At 43.2% G+C, this 19,752-nt stretch carries 16 protein-coding genes; all 16 read right to left on the bottom strand.

Annotated features, from left to right (window positions below):
- Window positions 1-1,311 (bottom strand): TolC family protein, encoded by a 1,311-nt coding sequence (locus Q1A70_RS06635; RefSeq protein ID WP_299685816.1) that lies wholly within the window; start codon window positions 1,309-1,311, stop codon window positions 1-3.
- Window positions 1,312-1,475: 164 nt separating this feature from the next.
- Window positions 1,476-1,895 carry a hypothetical protein gene (locus Q1A70_RS06630; protein WP_299685542.1) on the bottom strand — a complete coding sequence of 140 codons (420 nt, stop codon included), beginning with the start codon at window positions 1,893-1,895 and terminating at the stop codon, window positions 1,476-1,478.
- Between the two features lie 76 nt (window positions 1,896-1,971).
- Complete coding sequence (locus Q1A70_RS06625; RefSeq protein ID WP_299685545.1) at window positions 1,972-3,291, bottom strand: heavy metal sensor histidine kinase; 1,320 nt, start codon at window positions 3,289-3,291, stop codon at window positions 1,972-1,974.
- Complete coding sequence (locus Q1A70_RS06620) at window positions 3,288-3,971, bottom strand: heavy metal response regulator transcription factor (RefSeq protein WP_299685548.1); 684 nt, start codon at window positions 3,969-3,971, stop codon at window positions 3,288-3,290. The genes Q1A70_RS06625 and Q1A70_RS06620 overlap by 4 nt, the downstream gene beginning before the upstream one ends.
- Window positions 3,972-4,177: 206 nt before the next feature.
- Window positions 4,178-4,555: a DUF3316 domain-containing protein gene (locus Q1A70_RS06615; RefSeq protein ID WP_299685552.1), complete on the bottom strand. Its 378-nt coding sequence runs from the start codon at window positions 4,553-4,555 to the stop codon at window positions 4,178-4,180.
- Window positions 4,556-4,835: 280 nt separating this feature from the next.
- Window positions 4,836-5,078 carry a hypothetical protein gene (locus tag Q1A70_RS06610; RefSeq protein ID WP_299685555.1) on the bottom strand — a complete coding sequence of 81 codons (243 nt, stop codon included), beginning with the start codon at window positions 5,076-5,078 and terminating at the stop codon, window positions 4,836-4,838.
- Window positions 5,079-5,097: 19 nt separating this feature from the next.
- Entirely contained in the window at window positions 5,098-5,385 is a 288-nt protein-coding gene (locus Q1A70_RS06605) for a hypothetical protein (RefSeq protein ID WP_299685558.1), read from the bottom strand.
- Between the two features lie 180 nt (window positions 5,386-5,565).
- Window positions 5,566-8,286 carry a heavy metal translocating P-type ATPase gene (locus tag Q1A70_RS06600; protein WP_299685561.1) on the bottom strand — a complete coding sequence of 907 codons (2,721 nt, stop codon included), beginning with the start codon at window positions 8,284-8,286 and terminating at the stop codon, window positions 5,566-5,568.
- 1 nt (window position 8,287) lies between these two features.
- Window positions 8,288-8,722 carry a MerR family transcriptional regulator gene (locus tag Q1A70_RS06595; RefSeq protein WP_299685564.1) on the bottom strand — a complete coding sequence of 145 codons (435 nt, stop codon included), beginning with the start codon at window positions 8,720-8,722 and terminating at the stop codon, window positions 8,288-8,290.
- 386 nt (window positions 8,723-9,108) lie between these two features.
- Complete coding sequence (locus Q1A70_RS06590) at window positions 9,109-10,737, bottom strand: Tn7-like element transposition protein TnsE (RefSeq protein ID WP_299685567.1); 1,629 nt, start codon at window positions 10,735-10,737, stop codon at window positions 9,109-9,111.
- 9 nt (window positions 10,738-10,746) lie between these two features.
- The gene (locus Q1A70_RS06585; protein ID WP_299685570.1) at window positions 10,747-12,264 is read right to left on the bottom strand and encodes a TnsD family Tn7-like transposition protein; all 1,518 of its coding nucleotides are present in this window, start codon (window positions 12,262-12,264) and stop codon (window positions 10,747-10,749) included.
- Between the two features lie 2 nt (window positions 12,265-12,266).
- Entirely contained in the window at window positions 12,267-13,925 is a 1,659-nt protein-coding gene (locus Q1A70_RS06580) for an AAA family ATPase (protein ID WP_299685573.1), read from the bottom strand.
- Window positions 13,925-16,009 (bottom strand): transposase, encoded by a 2,085-nt coding sequence (locus tag Q1A70_RS06575; RefSeq protein ID WP_299685576.1) that lies wholly within the window; start codon window positions 16,007-16,009, stop codon window positions 13,925-13,927. Before Q1A70_RS06575 ends, Q1A70_RS06580 begins: the two co-directional genes overlap by 1 nt.
- Complete coding sequence (locus Q1A70_RS06570) at window positions 15,996-16,826, bottom strand: TnsA endonuclease N-terminal domain-containing protein (protein WP_299685579.1); 831 nt, start codon at window positions 16,824-16,826, stop codon at window positions 15,996-15,998. Before Q1A70_RS06570 ends, Q1A70_RS06575 begins: the two co-directional genes overlap by 14 nt.
- A 139-nt stretch (window positions 16,827-16,965) precedes the next feature.
- Complete coding sequence (glmS, locus tag Q1A70_RS06565) at window positions 16,966-18,798, bottom strand: glutamine--fructose-6-phosphate transaminase (isomerizing) (protein WP_299685582.1); 1,833 nt, start codon at window positions 18,796-18,798, stop codon at window positions 16,966-16,968.
- 104 nt (window positions 18,799-18,902) lie between these two features.
- The gene (locus tag Q1A70_RS06560) at window positions 18,903-19,673 is read right to left on the bottom strand and encodes a DeoR family transcriptional regulator (RefSeq protein ID WP_299685585.1); all 771 of its coding nucleotides are present in this window, start codon (window positions 19,671-19,673) and stop codon (window positions 18,903-18,905) included.
- Between the last annotated feature and the right edge of the window lie 79 nt (window positions 19,674-19,752).

The following is a 19,752-nucleotide window of genomic DNA, read 5'->3' as shown; positions in this document are numbered from 1 at the left end:
TTATTCTTTGCTATCGATAGAAGGCGCGCTGACTTGGTATTCAAATCCACCAAGCAGCGTAGCTAACTTACTGTTTGTTTGGTTTAAGTCGGTGATTAAACGAGTAAGCTCGAGCTCTAATGCAAGCTCATCTGATGACGCATTGATCACATCACTAAATTGCGCGGTGTTGTTTTGATACCCTCGCTCAACGGCCTCCGTTCTCGCCTGAGCTTGAGGTAACAAACGTTCTTGATACCTTTCGATACGCTCTGCCAAGTTGGCTTTATCGGTCATCAAGGCCACTGTTTGGGCATTCATCTGCGCTAGCAATGTATCTTTCTGGTATTGAGATGCGCCTACTTGATATTGTGCCGCTGCAAGGTTTCGGTCTTGTCGGTTGTCGGTAAACAAAGGCACATCCATCGTCAAATAGGCGCTGACCAAATCTGAGGCTGGTTCACCGCGCATGTTGTCAGCTTGACGATAGGCATACATCACTTCAACACCAAGCTGAGGGGTGTATGACTGTTCAGCAACTTCAACTTGAGTCCGCTTTACCGAAATATTCGAGTCAGCCGCTTGCACCATAGGGTGCTGGTTAAGGAAGGTGTAATACTGTCTATCATTGGTGTGGTTTTGCAGCACGTACTCTAGACCTGCCCAATTCAGCTGATAACTAGCCTGTTCAAAGTCACTGGCAACTAACCAGTCTGAGCCCAACCATTCGGAGAGTTGCGCCATAACACGGCTCTGCATCTGTTGATTAAGCTGTCGTTTCTCTTCCAGCTTTTGGACTTGCAGCTGAGCATTAAGAAGATCTTGCGCTTGGCTCTTACCAATAGAGTAATTCGTTTGAGCGTACTGCTCCATCTCAGACATCAGCCTTTGGTTCTCTTCGATGACCGTTTGTGCAAACTGAAGATAGCCCAATTCAAGCCACAACTGAGTCATATTGTTGGCAACTTCTCGCTCGCGAACTTGGATTTGATATCCAACTGTATCCGCCTCTTGGTTGGCTTTCTTTTGATTCAGTTCAAGGGTGCTGCCACGCTCAAATTGCTGCATCAAGCCAACGGAGATGTTGGTCATGGGATCGTCATCAAACTTAAAAGAGTCAACAGGTAGACCACCAAAGCCCACTTTAAGTTTTGGATCCATCAAGGTCGCACTAGCGATACCCATTTCTCGCATTGCTTGTGATTGCGCTGCATATTGGGCACGACTAGCGTCATCCATAAGAGCGGCTTCAATTAACACGGTTAACTGCTGCGTTGAGGCAGCGATAGCTTGCGGTGACGATTTTGTTATCTCATGAGACTGAGCTGGCATTGCATAAAGTGCAACAGCAACCCCTAAACTCAGGGTTTTAAATGCCCCTAAGCCATTTAATTCAATATTCATTATTGTTTATCCACGTAAAAACGATATGGACAGACCTCACACTCTGCTTTTCAGCAGAAGCCATTGAGAGCTAAATAGATATGATAGTCGAATTAAACAGAGGGTGGACGCAGTAAGCCCTGAATACGAGTCACTTTAACGCCGATTTTGATAGGGTTATATAAAGCTAAATCAGAATCAGAGGTACTGATTAAGCGAGAAGATGAGAGAGGGAAAAATACACTAGAACACAAGCTCTTACAGCAGTCACCAGTCAATGACGATGAGTTATCGCAATGATTAGCGCTATCGCTCGCAGTCATCTCCATGTGCATCGGTGGACAACCTACCGCCGCATGATGGCTTGCTGCTTCCGACATCGCCATCGAGTCATGATGAGAAAGCGTTAGATGAGTTGAAGAGGTCGATATTGGACTCATATCCATCATTGGCATGCTCGAGACATAGCTTGACATCAACATCGCTAAGATGCTGATAATCATAATGCTTGTTTGTCTCAAAGAGTCTGTCATATCGTACCTTTTCACTTTGTGTTCATAATACAGTATAGAGATGGTTCGGCAATAGTGATATTAATACTTGTTAGAACTAAAGGTTATTGAAAAGAAAGACGAACTCACTGAGTTCACCATTCGTATTTACGACAAGATCGCCATTGTGTGCCTGCATAATCGCTTTCGCTATCGGTAAGCCTAGGCCTGCCCCAACACTACCACTATGAGTTCGCGATTTATCGGAGCGATAGAACCGTTCAAAAATATGAGGGAGCGAGCTTGTTGGAATAGGCTCACCATTATTGCTGATTGTCACCTTGTTGCCAGTCTGTGATCCAGAAACAACTATCGTAATTACCGTATGGTCAAAACAATGCCTTAACGCATTAGACAACACGTTACTAAACGCTCGTTGCAACATGTCTTTGTCACCAAGCTGAGTCGATGAACCCTCTAAAGATATACGAACGTGTTTATCTTCTGCTAGCACTTCATAATATTCAATTAACGGAAGGATAATGCCTCTCAACTCAAGTTCGTTTTCTGCTTTTAAAAGAAGTTCATTCTCTGACTTTGCTAAATACAACGTATCGGAAATGGTCTTGTTAAATCTCTCTAACTCTTCGATATTGGAGACCAATATCTCTTGATACTCTTCTGCTGAGCGGTCTACACCTAAGGCGACTTGAGTTTGCGTCATGATATTGTTCAGAGGTGTTCTCAACTCATGTGCAATATCTGACGAAAACTCACTAAGCCTAAGGTGGCCCGCCTGCAGTCTCTCCAACATTTCATTTTGAGACACAATCAAACTCTTTAGCTCTATGGGCAATGAGTCACTTGGAATGCGCATACTAAGATTGCTCGTGTTGACCTTATCTAAATACTTTTTCAATGTCTTCAGTGGTTGAAGGCCATTTCTAACAATAATGAAAGCGTATGCAGCCGATAAGCTGACTGTAAGCGCTAATGTCCAAATTAACATTGTATTTAGCTTGTTAAAAAATGCTTTATGATGGGTCACATCCATTGCCAGAACAACCGAACTACCCTGCAACTCTTGAGGCTCAAACGTAAAAGCTTGATAATAGGTTTCACCAACACGCCATTCATATGATGAATTAACTAACAGCTCTCTTGGCAAATCAATCGCTTCACTATTCGTATTGACTATCTCGCCATTACTTAACACCCAGGCTGAGACATTCCAAGCAGTAAGCAAGTCTAGATCTTGCTCAATATTGCCCATCAAAGGCGCAATTTTAGTCTCAAGATGCATGTAGTCTTGCTCATAAAAGTGGCCTTTTATCGCATACTGAATAGTCAAAGCAAACACGACTAAAACCACAAAAGAGGCACTAACAAACATCAAGATGAGTTTGCGTGCTATCGATTGGTTCAGTATCTTTTTCATTCTACAGCATCATCGAATTTATAACCCATGCCACGTACAGTCTGAATTAGCTTATGCTGATAAGGCTTATCAATTTTTGACCTTAATCTTTTTACTGCTGCATCAATGACATTGGTATCACTGTCAAAGTTCATATCCCACACAGCAGACGCTATCTGCGTGCGTGTCACAACTTGCCCTTGTTTTGCAAAAAAGTATTCTAAAAGAGAAAATTCTTTTGCGGTTAAGGGTATCGTGTCACTGCCACGAGTGGCTTTACGTTTTAGTAGGTCGAGACTCAAATCGCCCAGACGTAAAGTGGATTCGGTTGAAGGTTTTGGTGTTTGGGAGCGCAAGGCATTTTTAACTCTAGCTAGTAGCTCGACAAAGGCAAACGGTTTAACAAGGTAGTCATTCGCACCTAACTCAAGGCCTTTTACTCTGTCTTCAACCTGATCCTTGGCCGATAGAATAATAACAGGGGTGAAGAGTTCACTGCTACGGAGTGTCTGCAATAATTGCCAACCATTTAGCTTCGGCAACATGATATCTAGGATGATGAGATCATACTCGTTAGTCGTAGCCAAATATAAAGCATCAACGCCATCGGTAGAAAGGTCCACGGTGTAACCTGACTCTATTAAGCCTTTTTTAAGATAGGCTCCCGCTTTTGCCTCATCTTCTACAACAAGTAATTTCATTAATAAACAATGTCCTTATGATCTCTTCACAATTTTTATTGTGAAGAGTTTATTCGATATGTTCAACCACGGTTTCAACTCTAATAGGAGCTTTCAGCTCCCAAATAACCCAATGGACTTGTGGTGTCACTCATTCAGTTTGTCGGCTAAAGTACGCGACACCACCTTTATTGATCTGATTCACTATCGCCACGGATACATCATACTTAGTTGTTGCTGTCGCGCTCTTGATAATGCACATCCATATGGACCTGAGCAACATACTCCACTTTACCTTGGCTATTAAGTCTCTCTTCAACCGTAACATATCGATCATCTTTTAGATGAGTCGTGTTTTTAGCGCTGCCGTAAGTTCTCATCGGCACTAAGGTTGCGTTTAGCTCGTTGGCTGTCATGCCCTCAAACTCTGCAAGTTTTTGAGCACCCAATGCGTAAGCCTGCTGCTTCGTGTTTGCGGGCTCAACAGCAATCGTTTTGTGGTCAACTCTGCTTACATAGCTACCGTAAGTATTTAGTGGCTGCGCCACTGAAGCGGCACTTGTAAACAAAATAACACTTGTAAGAAGAACTTTATTTATAGTCATCGCTAATCTTTCCTTTTCTGTTTAGATGCTATAAGTCTAACGAAACCATGTGACCCCTACCGGCCTCTAATCATGACATTTTTGTCATGTTGATATTTATTAAAGCAATCACTCTTGTTCCAACAACATTCTGAATCCACCGCTGAACCCGTGGCAATTGCTGACTTTAAGCAAATATCTATCCCCTTGAACGATTAAGAGCCACCTCATACGTGGGTGGCTCTTTTTTACTAAAAAAATAATGGGTATCACTTTTTCTCATTACAAGTATGTCACTAATTCAGCTGCTCATCATTTTTTTGCACTCTTCTGGCATATCTTCCATGTTCATGTCATGCATCATTTGCATGTGTTCCATCATCCCTTCATGATCCTTCATCTTATCCGCGTGAGATTGCTTAGCATGCACTTTCTCATTTTGTGCGACATTATGATGTCTGTGCTGATCATCGATGGAATTTGTTGCTAATACCGGCATCGCAACTAGGCCACTTAATAACACTGATACATATAACTTTTTCATAAAGTCACCTAACCCTTTCTTATGCTTTGAACTGTGGATTGTTTTCAATCTTTTCCACCGATTGCTCGTTGGCTTCGGTGTCTTGCTTTTCACTCGGCATCATCATCTTCATCATCAAGCCATGCATCGCTAAACAAATGATTAATGGAACAATCGCACTACTAAGGTATGCCCAACTAAACATCTCTTGACTAGAAGAGAGAATAAACAATGGAATACCTACCATTAATAACGCACATAGAATCATCATCCATCCATGACCTTTATGATGACCATTCTTGTGACAATCAGACTTTTTGCTTTTCATTCTCATTCTCTCCAAAGTAACTTTAACTCGTTTAACTGAGACTCAGTTTATCGCAGCACTTAGATCAGTAATGGGGAGGGGTTCATGACAATTTTGTCATCTTAGCCGTTTTTCTTACCCCAAAACCACCAGACTATAAACACGATTGCTGTAAGACCTAAAAAATTAACTAACATGGTATTACTCCTCATTGGTTGTAGGGGCTGACGGTGGGGTATATAAGCGCAAGCGGTTCGCATTGGTTACGACGGTAACAGAGGACAGTGACATCGCTGCCCCAGCGATGATCGGACTTAATAGCCACCCTGTGAACGGAAACAGAAGCCCTGCAGCCACGGGAATACCTAAGCTGTTATAGATAAACGCCCCCCACAAGTTCTGCTTAATGTTCTTCATTGTGGCAGTACTGATCCCAATCACATCTGAGATACCGTGGAGTGAGCTGCGCATCAAGGTAATATCGGCACTTTCAATCGCGACATCCGTACCACTGCCAATAGCAAAGCCAACGTCTGATTGAGCAAGTGCTGGCGCATCATTGATACCATCACCGACCATGCCAACAACATGCCCTTTCGCTTGCAACTGCTTGATCCAGTGAAGCTTATCCTCAGGCATCAATTCCGCGTGATATTCATCAACATTCGCGAGTGATGCCACCGCTTTCGCTGTATTGTGGTTATCCCCCGTTAGCATCACGACATGGATGCCTTGCTGATGAAAACGATTTATCGCACTTCGAGCATCATCTCGAATCGGATCACTGATACCGAACAGCGCTTTCACTTGATCGCCTATCGCAAAATACACCACTGTGTTAGCTTCTTGCTCCCACTGCAAAGCATGCTCTGTTACCGATTCAACATTGACGTTAAACTGGTTCATCAGCTTGCGATTGCCAAGCAACACGCGTTGACTCGCATACTGAGCCTGAACACCAAGTCCGGTTAATGACTCGAAATCTGACACTTCTGGTAGATTCGCTTCATCACTCACCTCACTTTGAGTAAATGCGATTAACGCTTTAGCTAGCGGATGGTTAGACCCTTTCTCCAAAGCATTGACCAGAGGCAGAAGCTCTGAATCCTCTGACAACGAGACAAAATTTGTTACTTCAGGTTTACCTTGAGTAATCGTGCCAGTTTTATCCAATACAACGACATCCAATTCACTGGCTCTTTGCAGTGCTTCACCATTTCGGATTAGCCCACCAAACTCGGCGGCCTTACCGACACCGATCATAGTAGAAATCGGCGTTGCGAGACCAAGTGCACATGGGCATGCGATGATCAACACCGAGGTTGCTGCCACAATCATATAAACTAAGGAAGGTTGAGGGCCAAAGTTATACCAAGCCAGCGCTGTCAGAATCGATAGAATCATCACGGTTGGTACAAACACTGAAGACACTTTATCGGCTAGATGGCTGATTGGTGGCTTTGAGTTTTGCGCGTTCGACACCATGCTGATGATCTGAGCAAGAACAGTATCACTGCCCACTTTCTGTGCCTTAAAAACGAAACTTCCGTGGTCATTAATTGTCCCGGCAGACACTGAGCTGCCCACTTGTTTAACAACAGGAATAGGCTCTCCAGTGAGCATAGACTCATCAATCGTTGTTTCACCCTCTGTAATCACACCATCAACCGGGACCTTTTCACCGGCTCTAACGCGAATCAAGTCGCCTGCGATAACTTGTTCAATCGGTAAAGACATCTCTTTGCCATCTCGAATCACCATGGCAGTTTTGACTCTCAAGTCAAGTAAACGCTTAATAGCCTGCGAAGTTCTGCCTCGCGCCTTTAACTCAAGTGCCTGTCCTAAGTTGATTAAGCCAATGATCATGGCTGTAGCTTCAAAGTAGAGATACCTTGCACTTTCCGGTAGCCACTGCGGCCCAACAACGACCACCATTGAATAGAGCCAGGCGGTACCCGTTCCCAGCGCTATCAACGTATCCATGTTCGCATTACGGTTCAGAAAGGCCTTCCAAGCACCAGTAAAAAAGTGCTTACCCGCACGGACTAAAATGAAAAATGTCACTAAACCTACGGCCAACCATAGCAACTGCTCAGATTGCGTATTGACATTCATTGGTCCGCCGAACAGACCGTACACCATCAACGGCACACCGAGACCAAGACCTATAACGCTTTGCTTTACTTTAAAGCGATACTCCTGCGCTTCACGCTCTTCTTTGAGGTCGCTTGCTAACGCCTGATCGACAATTTCTTCTGCGTCATATCCTGCGCCTTGTATCGCCTCAATGAGTACGCTGGCAGGCTGACTTGAAACCACGGTCGCCGTGCGATTCGCAAAGTTCACGTCAACAGAGTCGACTCCTGACACCGATATAAGCGCACCTTCAATCGTATTAACACAACTTGCGCAAGTGACACCGATTAATGACAGCTCAATACTGACATCCACCGCCAGTGTTGTTTTCACTTTATTCGATTTAATGACGTCCGTAGTTTGTGGTTGTGTGTCATCAGTCCTACCGCTATAACCTAGTTCGACTAATACGCTTTCAATGTCACCGCCGTTCAAACTGCTATTCACCACTAATGTTTGATTGTCTAAATCAACAACAATCTGAGCGGAGGTATCTAGTTCAACTATTGCATTAGTGATTTTGCCGACACAGTGTTGGCAAGTAACATTCGATACTGGTGTACGATACTCTTGTTGCGTAGGTATTGAAGCCGCATATCCTAACTTTGTAATGACTTCTATCGCGCTTTCTGGCTGCAACGTGGTAATAAGCTCTGCTCTGTTTTTGGTATCATTAATAGTGAACGAGGCATCCGGGTCTCTTTCACGTAACCCGTCTACAATTTTAGCGACACATCGGCCACAGTTAATGCCGGAAAGTGCTAAAGAATACTGTGTTGTGTTCATGTTAGTTTTCCTCGCGTAATACTTGATGGTGTTTCTCAGACCAGTCTTCGATTAGGCAACACAATGCGTTGCCGTTGGGCTCCATATCCGGTTTTTCACCCCACTCTGCGTAAGTCGCTTCCATCATGGCTAAATGGCGTTGGTATTCTTCGATCTTTTGCTTGGTTTCTACGATTTTATCCGTCAGCATTTGCCTTACAGCAGGGCAAGGAGTCAGTCCTTGCTCAGAGTAATCAATGATTTCTTGAATCTGACTAAGACTAAAACCAATAGCTCTTGCATGAGAAATGAACTTCAGGCGATTAACCGCACTTTGCTGGTATATCTTGTAGCCATTGTTAGGATCTCTCTCTGCATAAAGAAGACCTTTTCGAGTGTAAAACCTGACTGTTTCAGCAGTCACTCCTGCTGCTCTCGCAATTTCAGTTGTCAACATAATCCATGCCTCTGAAGGTTTAGTGCACATGAAACTTTGTTCGTTTTATGTTGCTAGCCAAAAATAAATGCGACTAAAAATATAATCACAAACAACCCAATAAACAGTTTAAGTAACAACTTAGGGTCACTGCTCCCACCGTTTGGGGCTTTGTTACAACAACTCATAACTCTCTCCAATTCGTTACCAATATGTATTAGTTGTAGCTTAAAACCTATGTGTTAGACATAGGTCAAGCATATTGAGAAAAAATTTATGAGGATAGTTATTGATGAGGGTTAAATTGGGATCTAATTGCAATAATGTAATGAACATTAACTCTAAATGATTTGGGAGGCACTTCGAAGGTAGTGCCACGAGTCGCTTAACCACATAGCTAAAAAACACTAGAGTTTCTCAGCAACTCTCCCTGCCCAATCTAAGATTGATTCGGTTGGAATACCTGTCGGGTGCCCCTCTACTGACTTAGGGTGAGATATACCAATATGCTTTTTAAAGCCAAACATTGCATCCATTTCTTGTGTTGGCCATCCAAGAGACTTTGTCACTACGCCTTTTTTGATTCGAGAAAACTGCTCTTTCCAGTTACGAGTATCGTTTTGTCGAACGCATTTGGTTGAGATCCATTTACTCAGGCCTGTTACATCAACTTCGAGCAAGTAATTCACATGACCATTTCGCTCCACGACAACGCAACGAATCGTTCTCTTTGCACCAGAGTCAATCAAGTGGCATTTACTGCGTCCAACCTGATCCAGCTCATTAGTGTAAGAGTCAATGATTGTGCAGGCGTATTTTTCCTCTAGCATTTGCACCATCATGTTAAAGGCCGTAAAACGAGAAGCATACTCCTCTGATTTATCAGTACAATCTTGCATACCTCCGCCCATGTCTGCCGAAGGTACCTCACCATTACTACCAGGCTCATTAGTACTTACCGTATCACCCGCTTTCTTGGATGTATCTGTACTGCTATATGGCCTATGACTCCTTTTGGGCGTTGTTGCTTTAGACGTTGAAAAATGATTTTTAAATCTTACTGAGCAGGTGTTTTCTCCTAGCAAGAATGCATGGTTAGCATCGGAAGCCTCTCTATCGTCATCGATAATATGATCTTCTGGGCGCTCATACTGTTCAGGGCCTTCACCACTAATCGTTGGCTCTTGGCCTTCATCTGGATGCGTAAAAGACGGGTTATGAAAGTAGACCCTAGAGGGCATTTGAGCGTTAATTTCAATATCCGTGATTTTTTCAACCAGAAAGTAGCGACCACTTGTATCAAGCCTGCCTTCATATGAGAAAGACCACCCAGACATTTGTGCCGGATCAAAGTGAAATAGCCAACGCTTATACCCCGCAGATACATCTCGTTCCTTTTCGATGTTGAAATATCTAAAAATCGACTCAAATGAACGCTTTGCATTGCTATCAATAAGTAACCAACTCAACATTGCTCTCGTTGCTGAATCATTGAATGCCGAAGGAGGAAAGTTTGATGTTTGCAACACTTCGATATTGGCATAGTCCTCCGTGGTGTTAACTTCGACCTTGAAGTCTATAAGCAAACGAGAAGACATTAATGACGCTCGCGATAAGTAAGAGCTGGCATAAAATAGGACCCTTGCCAACTCTAGCTGAGGAATAATCAGTTTAGGGGCAGATACTCGGTCTAATACAAATGCATGTTGCTCTGACTCTTTCTTTCTTAAAGACTCTGCTGACTCTGAGTCTGGGAACTCACTCAAGCTGCTGTGTCGAAGGAACTCATTACTTCTAAATTTATGACGCCCTTGTTTAGCATAACTTTCTGATAACCCTCTTTGATTAATTATTTTTCCTCGATACAAAGCAGGAACGTTAGAAAATGCAGTCGCATGAAAATTATTTTTCTGCTGTGGGGGATAGCACCAAACTTCAATTGAAGGCCGGTAAGACGAATCACTTGTTCGTACTAATACTTTACCTGTATGGACTATACGTACATCATCGTCACACTTGTAAAACCTAGCTCCCATATCATGTCCTTATTTGTAATCTGATCCTGTAGTTACCCAGCCAAGTAAATCTGCGATAACTGGCATTATTCTTTCGTCGGGAAGGCTTGCTGAACGCATCAATTGCCAGCGACTCATTCCTGAACCTGTTTTTGATTTTGCGATTACTGCCATGACTAGCCGACGAGCTTGAAACTCAAAGACGCTTTCTTGATAACGGTTCAAAGTAAGAGATAGCAAGGGTAATAAATTCAGTTTTTTGCTCACCGAGCCGTAATCATCTAGCTGCTTAAGTAAGAAATTTTTGCTTCTTCGAGGGCCATCAATAACGGTATCTAATCGTTCGACAATCCTAATAAGCTGCTTAGTTAGTGATCGGTCTCTTGCGCTCCAATCTACTTTTTTCAGCCTTACATGAGATTGGGATTGATGGATTCGATTGAAAGCTAATAGCCAATCTCTATCATTTCGGTACAACCAAGCATACAGTGCACCACCACCTGGAAGCTTGCGTGCTTTCTTAATCGGAGTCTTGTCTATTAAATAACGCCACTGCTTACGTTTTTTCTCATTTGAATTTGGCGTAAGGTGAGCATTGTCCTTAGGGAAGGATATCGTCACTTTCTCTTTTGATTTAACTTCTTTAATGATTTCACTAGCCGACATTTCAGGAATAAAAGCAGACCAAACCGTTAAGTGCTGTAGATAGCTAAAAGCTTTACGATGGCGGCGAAATATCGTTCGAAGCCAGTTAGTATCTCTATCAGAATTGATAGTTAACTCAGGGGTAACGATTTTACTTACAACTAAGTCAGCTATCTTATCGTGTGCGATCTGTTTAGTGCCTTTTCCACAGCCAAAGTCGTGCGCCAGATGATTGTAGAAAAGACTCCATTGACGCTGAGTCGGAGAGCCTTGGGCTGGTAAACACATTACCTCTTTAGCTTTGTTGGCCAAATAAGCAACCTGCTGCTCCGCTTTATCCGTGGTATTACTTAAAAGGGGCTGACATTGTATTCGGCCACATGCATGGTACGTGTGCCTACTATCATGGTAAGAGGTTGTCGATTGACTTAGAAGTCCATGCTTAGGGCAGTAAGGTAAAGATGGCAAAAACCACAATCTAGACCAATAACTTTCCCCATATTTTTGCTTTTGTTCCGCGACACAAGCTGGGCAAACACAAAAGTTATCCGACGTTTTTACAATAGAAGCTGGGGCTCCTAGCATTAGATGAACAGAGCCCTTAGCGCAATGTTCCATTCGCTCCATCGCTCTAATCCTAATGCTTTCATCAACAAAAGGAGCGTAAATCGGGAACATTGTATGTTCATAAATAAGCTGTTGGACGTCAAATCGTCCCGTGTTAACTAGCTGCTCTGATATCGAAGACAAATGACTAGGCAGGTCAATTGTCGCAATCACTTTTCTGTCACCATACACTTCATCTAGTAGCTGTTTAGAACTTGTAATCGCACTGCGAATTCCAGCTCTAGCCACCAAGCTATAGATTAATTCATCTGGATAAGGGACAGGGAAGCAGTGCAATATTAAACCGCCTTTTCTAACAGTGACTGAATGTCTAGAATCAAACCCGACTTTGACATTGCTGTGTACACTTCATTATCAGAATCAGATTGAGAGTGAACAAACCTCAAATCCTCACTATCAAGGGTATGCCACTGAGGCTGTTTGATTACGGATGCCCTCTTGCCCTTACTTGGCTTAGCCTCTTTTTTAGATTTTAACGGCTCAGGATTGGCAAGTTGCTCATGTACCAATGGGAGTAAGCTTACCCATGTCAAATCAGGATGTTGATCAAATAGCTGTCGTATTACAGGAGCTAAAAGCGTTGAGTCAAACTCATCTTTTAGAGCCATATATACACGTCGCTCTTCATCGGTTCTGAGCTGTTGATATGCAAACTCCTCTGGTGTCTGCTGAAAAGTTGTTGCTACCTGTTTTTGCAACTCAAGTAACCGTTTATCAGTGTTGCTTAGTTTAAGGTCTGAAAACTTAATCATTTCTTCGACATCACCCGAGCGAAGAGCAGCTAGCATTGGGTGAACAGGTTTTAATTCATCCTCGTAAACCTGTTGCATTAATTTAGGTGTGATCCTTTCTACTTTTGTCGCGATTGCTCTCAGCTGGCACAAGACATATAGCTTAACCACAATATCCAAGACACCTTGGCTTAGGTCATACCATAGAAAACGAATGTCATCCGACAACACCTCATCACGTTTTTGTAGCCATTGAAGAGTCCATAACTTATCCGTGAGCGCTTCCCATTCTCTTCCTTCTTCCATTGGATCCCAAAAAATCGCTCCAAGACCAGAGCCTCGCCTTGCAGATCTCATATCAGCCTCAAATATCTCGCGGGCTCGTGGTGTTCCAACCAAAATCACAGGAAGGCCAATGGTATTTACTAATGTCACAAAGAAATTAAGCATTTTCTCAGAGCCACCAGAGCGAGAACGGCTAAGGTGCTGTATTTCATCAATAATAAGAACTCCTACTGCATGAGCATTTGCAACCTGAGCCATTGCAGCTAAAAGTGTTTCAATACTCGGTCTTTTGCTCATCGAGTATTGTCTTTCGTAGTTGGATGTCCCTAATGCTCTATCCATCGCACGAAAAAAGTTCAAGCACAGCTCTTTCAGTGATCCATCATGGGAGCAGTCAATTTTTAGATAAACGACTTGCTCAAGATTTCTGTCAGGATGGTAAATAACTTGAGGGTATAACGACAAAAGCTGCTTGATCGCCGTTGTTTTGCCATTTCCGCTACATCCAATCAATGTCATGCTTTGGGCTGTAGAACTAACTTCCGTGAACTTTATCGCCTTCAAATCACCAGATAAAACACGCTCGTAACCATTTTGTATATGTCTTGCCCAATCACCTGTTTCGGGATTTCTTCCAACATAGCCACGCCGTATCATCAATGAAAGTCGTTCATGCAACTGTATGTGCTGACTGAGGGGCTGGAAAAAATCATCAATAACACGACAGATACTATGCGCTCTTTCGATGCCATTTCGATGGATATCTTCTGCGGTACACCTTAACGAGCCCTTCAGAGCAATCGAGTCGTCTAGGAAACTATTTATCGGTGGTAATGCCTCTATCAGCGGGTTATTTCGATAAGCTGAGAGCGTAGCACTTTGATAGACGGCTACTACACGATGATCTTGGCTTTTCTTCATCAGTTATCATCCTCATCATCAAATAGCTCCGGTATGAAGTCAGGCAGTTGATAACTTTCCTCCTCTCCCTTTATAGGTATCACCGACGCGACTTCTTCTTGTTTAGACCTAACTGGCTGTATTGCTAATTCCTTTCTCTCTTGCTCTCGAACATTCCGTTTATTGCCTTTGATGTCATTTATCTTTTGCGCGTTGCTCAATGTACTGGTTTTACGATTCTTTGTAGCTTTCTTCAGTTTCTTTTCAAGAAGATCATCAAAATCTCGTTCTACGGGTGCAAATTGATACTTAGCTTCAGCTAAAATCTGCTTTTGAGCTGCTTGACGTTCCCATACTTGATACCAAGTTAGATCACGGAACTCTCTACTTCGAATAGAAAGATCACAAACCCAAAATATATTTTTTCCTTCCTCAGGAAACAGATATATGTGATTAGCAGAACCAAGCTCATAGGCTGCAAATAGTTTTTTAGGTCTAGATACTTCCGAAGAACGGTGCATCCAACCTGTCTGAATAATTTCTTTTCCTGTGTAGGTTAATCCCCATAACTTTATGCCCAATTCAGATACAGTGACTTTTTGACGAGGTAACAGCAGTATTTTTGCAATATCCGTATCAATAGCTCGTAAACGCCCAGTACGATTCTGTAGGCCCCACCTCCAAAGCTCAATAGGGAGCGATGGAAGGCTTTCTGGCATATCAGGAGCACGATCGTACTTTTCTAAAGGTTTATTTAAGTTGTGAGCAAGTATTGAATAAAGCAATATCTCAACAAAGTCAGATCTCGCCACAGCAGCTTCAACTCTATAATCTTTTTCACCGTGCTTCTTAACCTTGTTACCAGTTACGACACCTGGCATATAGGGCTTGAACTTAGCTTGTAACGTGCCAAATGATCTCTCGACAATACCTTTAGCATCGCCTCTTCGAGGTGGAGCACTTTCAAGACGAACACCAATAGCATCAACCAAATAATTTGCTTGGTGGCTCATCAATTCACCGCGATCAGCCAGCAACACATCGGGAATACCTATACATGGCCACTGTTCTTCTGAAATATCGATACCATACTTTGCGCAAGTTTCTACTTTGCTGCTAAAGCTGCATATCAGAGCTTTCATTGCAACAGGGAAAGATGGGTTATCGAAACCAATATAAAAACCTGCAACCATACGACTAAAAACATCAATGACCATATAAATCGTCGGCCGACCGATTACCTTGTCTGCATCGTCATCATCGACCAAGTAAATATCTGCAATGGTGGCATCAATCTCATATCGACTCCCTGGGCCTAAAGCTTGCTCAGTTGCAGTTCCATGTAGTGGCCTAACATCTTTATTGTAATTGCCTTGAGGTGTTTGAACGGTAAGCTTTGTGACCTTGCTATACTCGGTTTTGTAGAAATATCTAAATTGGCGGAGTGTTGGAATTTCATGCTCTTCAACATCTGGGTTCTTTAACTTATATGCTTTTGAAAACTTCCTATGTGCATAAGCAACGGAGTACCCTTTATCATTCATCAAATATTTATCACAAATAATTCGGAACCGTTTTCTGATTTCTTCAGTGACTTGTTTTCCATCACCGACACCGTAAACCCTAGACTTACCAACTTTATTTGTTGTGAAGTTTCTTCTCTTTCCGGCAGCGCCTGAGTTTTTGTAGTCTGGTATTAGGGCATTTTTTATTTGTCCACGCTGCCAATATCTCCGAACTAAACGATAGATGGTCGATTTGGTTTTATTTGAATTGGCAACCGCATGACTAACCCTTTTTGCTCGAACCCTTTTGTCAAACACTCCTTCACCATCTACGATAGGCTTAATCAAATCAAAGTCGTTCTGCCTTTTCTGATATGCATTTGACTCTTTGGTCCAAGACTCTCCTTGAAGGTATGAATAAGGGTCAGGAATTTTTTCTATACGCCCTTCATCAACCCAGTTGCGGCATTCATCAAAATAGACTCTTTCCGGTAAACCTTTATCCTCATCAATAGCAATCCAATAGAAGTAATTTGTCTCGGTAAAAAGCACGCGGTAAGCCTTACCGTCAAACGCTAGAGTTTTGTTAACTGGCCACATTACGATGCCCCCCGAACAAAGAAACGCTTCTAAACGCAATTTCTTTCACTTTCAAACTATGAAATGGTAAACGAATATCGAACGTTATAAGCCTTGCTGCACACATTAAACGAATATCATAAAGCGACTGACCAAGATCTTGCTGATATGCCATGTCATACTCTTTACACAGATCAACGACTTTTCTTTCTGGGTGTTGAACAAAATAAGCACTGATATGCTCAAAAGTAAGCGATAGCTCATCCGTTATTATTTCATCAAAGTACCCCTTAACCCCGTATAACCACTCAATATTCGATACGACTGTTTTGTCTATCTCTTTATCTGTTACGAGGAACCAGGGGATTTTTTTTAGCTGCCAATAACGGCGTTCTATTTCTAGCTTCTCAATAGTTCTCGGATCTTTTAAGTCTTTGGAATATTTTGCTTGAATAGCGAACTTGGGCTGAGTTTTAGAAGCGGTGTTAACCAAAAAGTCAGAGGACATGACAAGATTTACCCCTCCTTGCGAAGGGTGCCAAAGTTGACCTTCCTTGGAAGTATTGAGAGTGTCATCTCTGTTGAGTGGAAACTGCTCACGAATGTCTGTTACGGCAGGGTTATGGTCTAGAAGGAGAAAGACTGCGAACTCAAGGTCCGATAGTACATGATGAATCCGGCCCGTTAGGTGAGAGTAGACCCTCTGAGATCGGCCTTCCGAAGGGACCTCATTAACATACAGCCACGGCTTATAGTCAGACAGTCTTCCTGCACCTCGGCTTTCATTTATCCGCTTGATGATTTGCTTTTCAGTTAAAACGTACTTTGATTTTGCCATAACAAAAACCCGGTCAACTTTTAATCAGTTTAACCGGGTTTAAAAAGTTTTCAACTTTAATAGTACAGTTTCAAACTTTAGTGTCACAGTTTCAGACTTTAATGTCTACCGACAAATAGTTTCTTAGATAGATTAACGATTACTCAACCGTCACTGCTTTCGCAAGGTTACGAGGTTGGTCAACGTCGGTACCCTTGATCAGTGCCACGTGGTACGACAATAGCTGCATCGGTACTGTGTAGTAGATAGCAGCAGTAATTTCACTGACGTGAGGCATCTTGATGATCTTCATGTTCTCATCGCTCTCAAAGCCTGCATCTTGGTCTGCGAATACGTAAAGTAGGCCGCCACGAGCACGTACTTCTTCAACGTTAGATTTTAACTTCTCTAGCAAGTCGTTGCTTGGTGCAATCACGACGACTGGCATATCAGCATCAATCAAAGCCAAAGGACCGTGCTTAAGCTCACCAGCGGCGTAGGCTTCTGCGTGGATGTAAGAGATCTCTTTCAGTTTCAGAGAGGCTTCCATCGCAATTGGGTAGAACTCGCCACGGCCCAAGAACAGGGTGTGGTGCTTATCAGCAAAATCAGGTGCCAGTGCCTCGATCTCTTTATCAAACGCTAATGCTTTCTCAATATCAGCAGGCAATTGGTGAAGTGCTTGAACGATTTCCGCTTCTTTCTCTTCATTGATACGGCCTTGTAGGCGACCAATCGACGTTACCATCATCAACATTGCTGCTAGTTGAGTGGTGAAGGCTTTAGTCGAAGCCACACCGATCTCGGTGCCTGCGCGAGTCATGAAGGCAAAATCAGATTCACGAACCAGTGAAGAACCCGCTACGTTACAGATGGTCATTGCTGACATGTAACCCTTCTCTTTTGCAAGACGAAGTGCAGCAAGCGTATCAGCCGTTTCACCAGACTGAGACAGAGTCACCAATAGGCTGTTCGGGCGAACAACGAAGTCACGGTAGCGGAACTCAGAAGCTATCTCTACATCACAGCTTACACCTGCGAGAGATTCAAACCAGTAACGCGCAGCCATGCCTGAGTTGTAAGAGGTACCACATGCGATGATCTGCACGTGTTCAACTTTGCTCAGGATCTCTTCTGCTTTAACACCAATCGCGTTAGTGATAACCGACGTCTCAGAGATGCGGCCTTCCATCGTGTTGATCAGCGCTGTTGGTTGCTCAAAGATCTCTTTTTGCATGAAGTGGCGGTATTGACCTTTGTCACCGGCATCATGTTCAGCATTTGATTCAACGATGTCACGCTCAACACGTTCACCATCAACATCAAATACATTCACTTCACGACGAGTGATCTCAGCAACATCCCCTTCTTCTAGGTACATGAAGCGGCGAGTCACGTTAAGCAGTGCCAGTTGGTCAGAGGCAAGGAAGTTCTCACCGACACCAAAACCGATAACGATCGGGCTGCCTGAGCGAGCAACAACAATACGACTCGGATCGTTGCGATCAAGCACAACCGTACCGTATGCACCGTCCAGTTGTTTAGCTGTTTTCTGAAGCGCATCAACCAATGAATCCGCTGTGCGGCGCTCCCATTCAACAAGGTGAGCAATAACTTCGGTATCGGTTTGAGAAGTAAAGACGTAACCACGCTCTTGCAGCATAGCGCGCAGTGCTTCGTGGTTTTCGATAATGCCATTGTGTACAACAGCAATATCACCAGACATGTGTGGATGTGCGTTTGCTTCAGATGGCTCACCATGAGTTGCCCAGCGAGTATGGGCAATACCCGTTCCGCCAATCACTTGCTGTGCGCCTACCGCGTCCGCCAGCTCTTGTACTTTACCAAGGCGACGTACACGAGATAGGTTCGATTCACTATCGACAACCGCGACACCCGCTGAGTCGTAGCCTCGATACTCTAGGCGACGCAAGCCTTCCACTAAAATTTCAGCGACATCACGTTGTGCTACTGCACCAACAATTCCACACATAGTTTTACTCCATCAATTTCGTTTATTCCTATTGGCAACAAGCAAAGGCCATATCTTAATAAGATTTATTATAGGAAGTTAAATTTATAATATTCTAAATGGGTTTAAGCAGGGTCCGTTAGGATCACTCGAACGTCATGTGACTCGATGATGATTTGGGAGTCTTTGTCCAATCCGGTATCCGTTATCAAGATATCGATACCTTGCCATGCGAGCTCCAAGTTTGGGATCTTTCGCCCTACTTTTTCGGATTCAACCATCACGATCACTTCTCGCGACACTTCTGCCATCACTTTACTCAGACCAACCAACTCATTAAATGTCGTGGTACCCCTATTGAGGTCAATGCCATCAGCACCAATAAATAGTTGGTCAAAATCGTAAGCACGCAGTACCGATTCTGCAACTTTGCCTTGAAAAGAGTCAGAATGGGTATCCCAAGTGCCGCCCGTCATTAATAGTGTTGGTTCGCTTTCAAGCTCATTAAGCGCATTAGCGACGTGTAATGAGTTGGTCATGACCACTAGACCGCGCTTGGCGTTAAGCTGCTGAATCAGAGCACCTGTAGTACTACCACTATCGATCACGATACGGTTGTGGTCGCTGATTAAGTCTGCAGCGGCTTTCGCCAATGAAATCTTTCGAGTCGAAACTTGTTGAGCCAGTTCTTCGCTGACCACCTCTTTCGGCAGTGAAATCGCACCACCATAACGGCGTAAAAGCTGACCGTTTTTCTCTAAAGAAGCCAAGTCCTTTCTAATTGTGACCTCTGAGGTTTCAAACTGAGTGGATAACTCATCAACACTCACCTCTCCTTTTTCATTCACTAGATTAGAAATTGCATGTCTTCTGAACTGAGTATTTCGTTTCGACATTTAATAAAGACCAATAAGTTTCGATTTGAAACTTATTTTAGTTGAATCGAAACTGATTAGTCTATTTATTTCGATCTAA

This window comes from uncultured Vibrio sp. (assembly GCF_947488985.1).
Taxonomy (GTDB): Bacteria; Pseudomonadota; Gammaproteobacteria; order Enterobacterales; family Vibrionaceae; genus Vibrio.
Note: the sequence above shows the minus strand (reverse complement) of the source record. Positions and strands in the feature narration are given on the sequence as shown.

Bases quoted from the DNA above. Each gene is read 5' to 3' on its own strand.
- Q1A70_RS06635 (WP_299685816.1), bottom strand. From the start codon at position 1,311: ATGCCAGCTCAGTCTCATGAGATAACAAAATCGTCACCGCAAGCTATC.
- Q1A70_RS06630 (WP_299685542.1), bottom strand. From the start codon at position 1,895: ATGACAGACTCTTTGAGACAAACAAGCATTATGATTATCAGCATCTTA.
- Q1A70_RS06625 (WP_299685545.1), bottom strand. From the start codon at position 3,291: ATGAAAAAGATACTGAACCAATCGATAGCACGCAAACTCATCTTGATG.
- Q1A70_RS06620 (WP_299685548.1), bottom strand. From the start codon at position 3,971: ATGAAATTACTTGTTGTAGAAGATGAGGCAAAAGCGGGAGCCTATCTT.
- Q1A70_RS06615 (WP_299685552.1), bottom strand. From the start codon at position 4,555: ATGACTATAAATAAAGTTCTTCTTACAAGTGTTATTTTGTTTACAAGT.
- Q1A70_RS06610 (WP_299685555.1), bottom strand. From the start codon at position 5,078: ATGAAAAAGTTATATGTATCAGTGTTATTAAGTGGCCTAGTTGCGATG.
- Q1A70_RS06605 (WP_299685558.1), bottom strand. From the start codon at position 5,385: ATGAAAAGCAAAAAGTCTGATTGTCACAAGAATGGTCATCATAAAGGT.
- Q1A70_RS06600 (WP_299685561.1), bottom strand. From the start codon at position 8,286: ATGAACACAACACAGTATTCTTTAGCACTTTCCGGCATTAACTGTGGC.
- Q1A70_RS06595 (WP_299685564.1), bottom strand. From the start codon at position 8,722: ATGTTGACAACTGAAATTGCGAGAGCAGCAGGAGTGACTGCTGAAACA.
- Q1A70_RS06590 (WP_299685567.1), bottom strand. From the start codon at position 10,737: ATGGGAGCTAGGTTTTACAAGTGTGACGATGATGTACGTATAGTCCAT.
- Q1A70_RS06580 (WP_299685573.1), bottom strand. From the start codon at position 13,925: ATGAAGAAAAGCCAAGATCATCGTGTAGTAGCCGTCTATCAAAGTGCT.
- Q1A70_RS06575 (WP_299685576.1), bottom strand. From the start codon at position 16,009: ATGTGGCCAGTTAACAAAACTCTAGCGTTTGACGGTAAGGCTTACCGC.
- Q1A70_RS06570 (WP_299685579.1), bottom strand. From the start codon at position 16,826: ATGGCAAAATCAAAGTACGTTTTAACTGAAAAGCAAATCATCAAGCGG.
- glmS (WP_299685582.1), bottom strand. From the start codon at position 18,798: ATGTGTGGAATTGTTGGTGCAGTAGCACAACGTGATGTCGCTGAAATT.
- Q1A70_RS06560 (WP_299685585.1), bottom strand. From the start codon at position 19,673: ATGTCGAAACGAAATACTCAGTTCAGAAGACATGCAATTTCTAATCTA.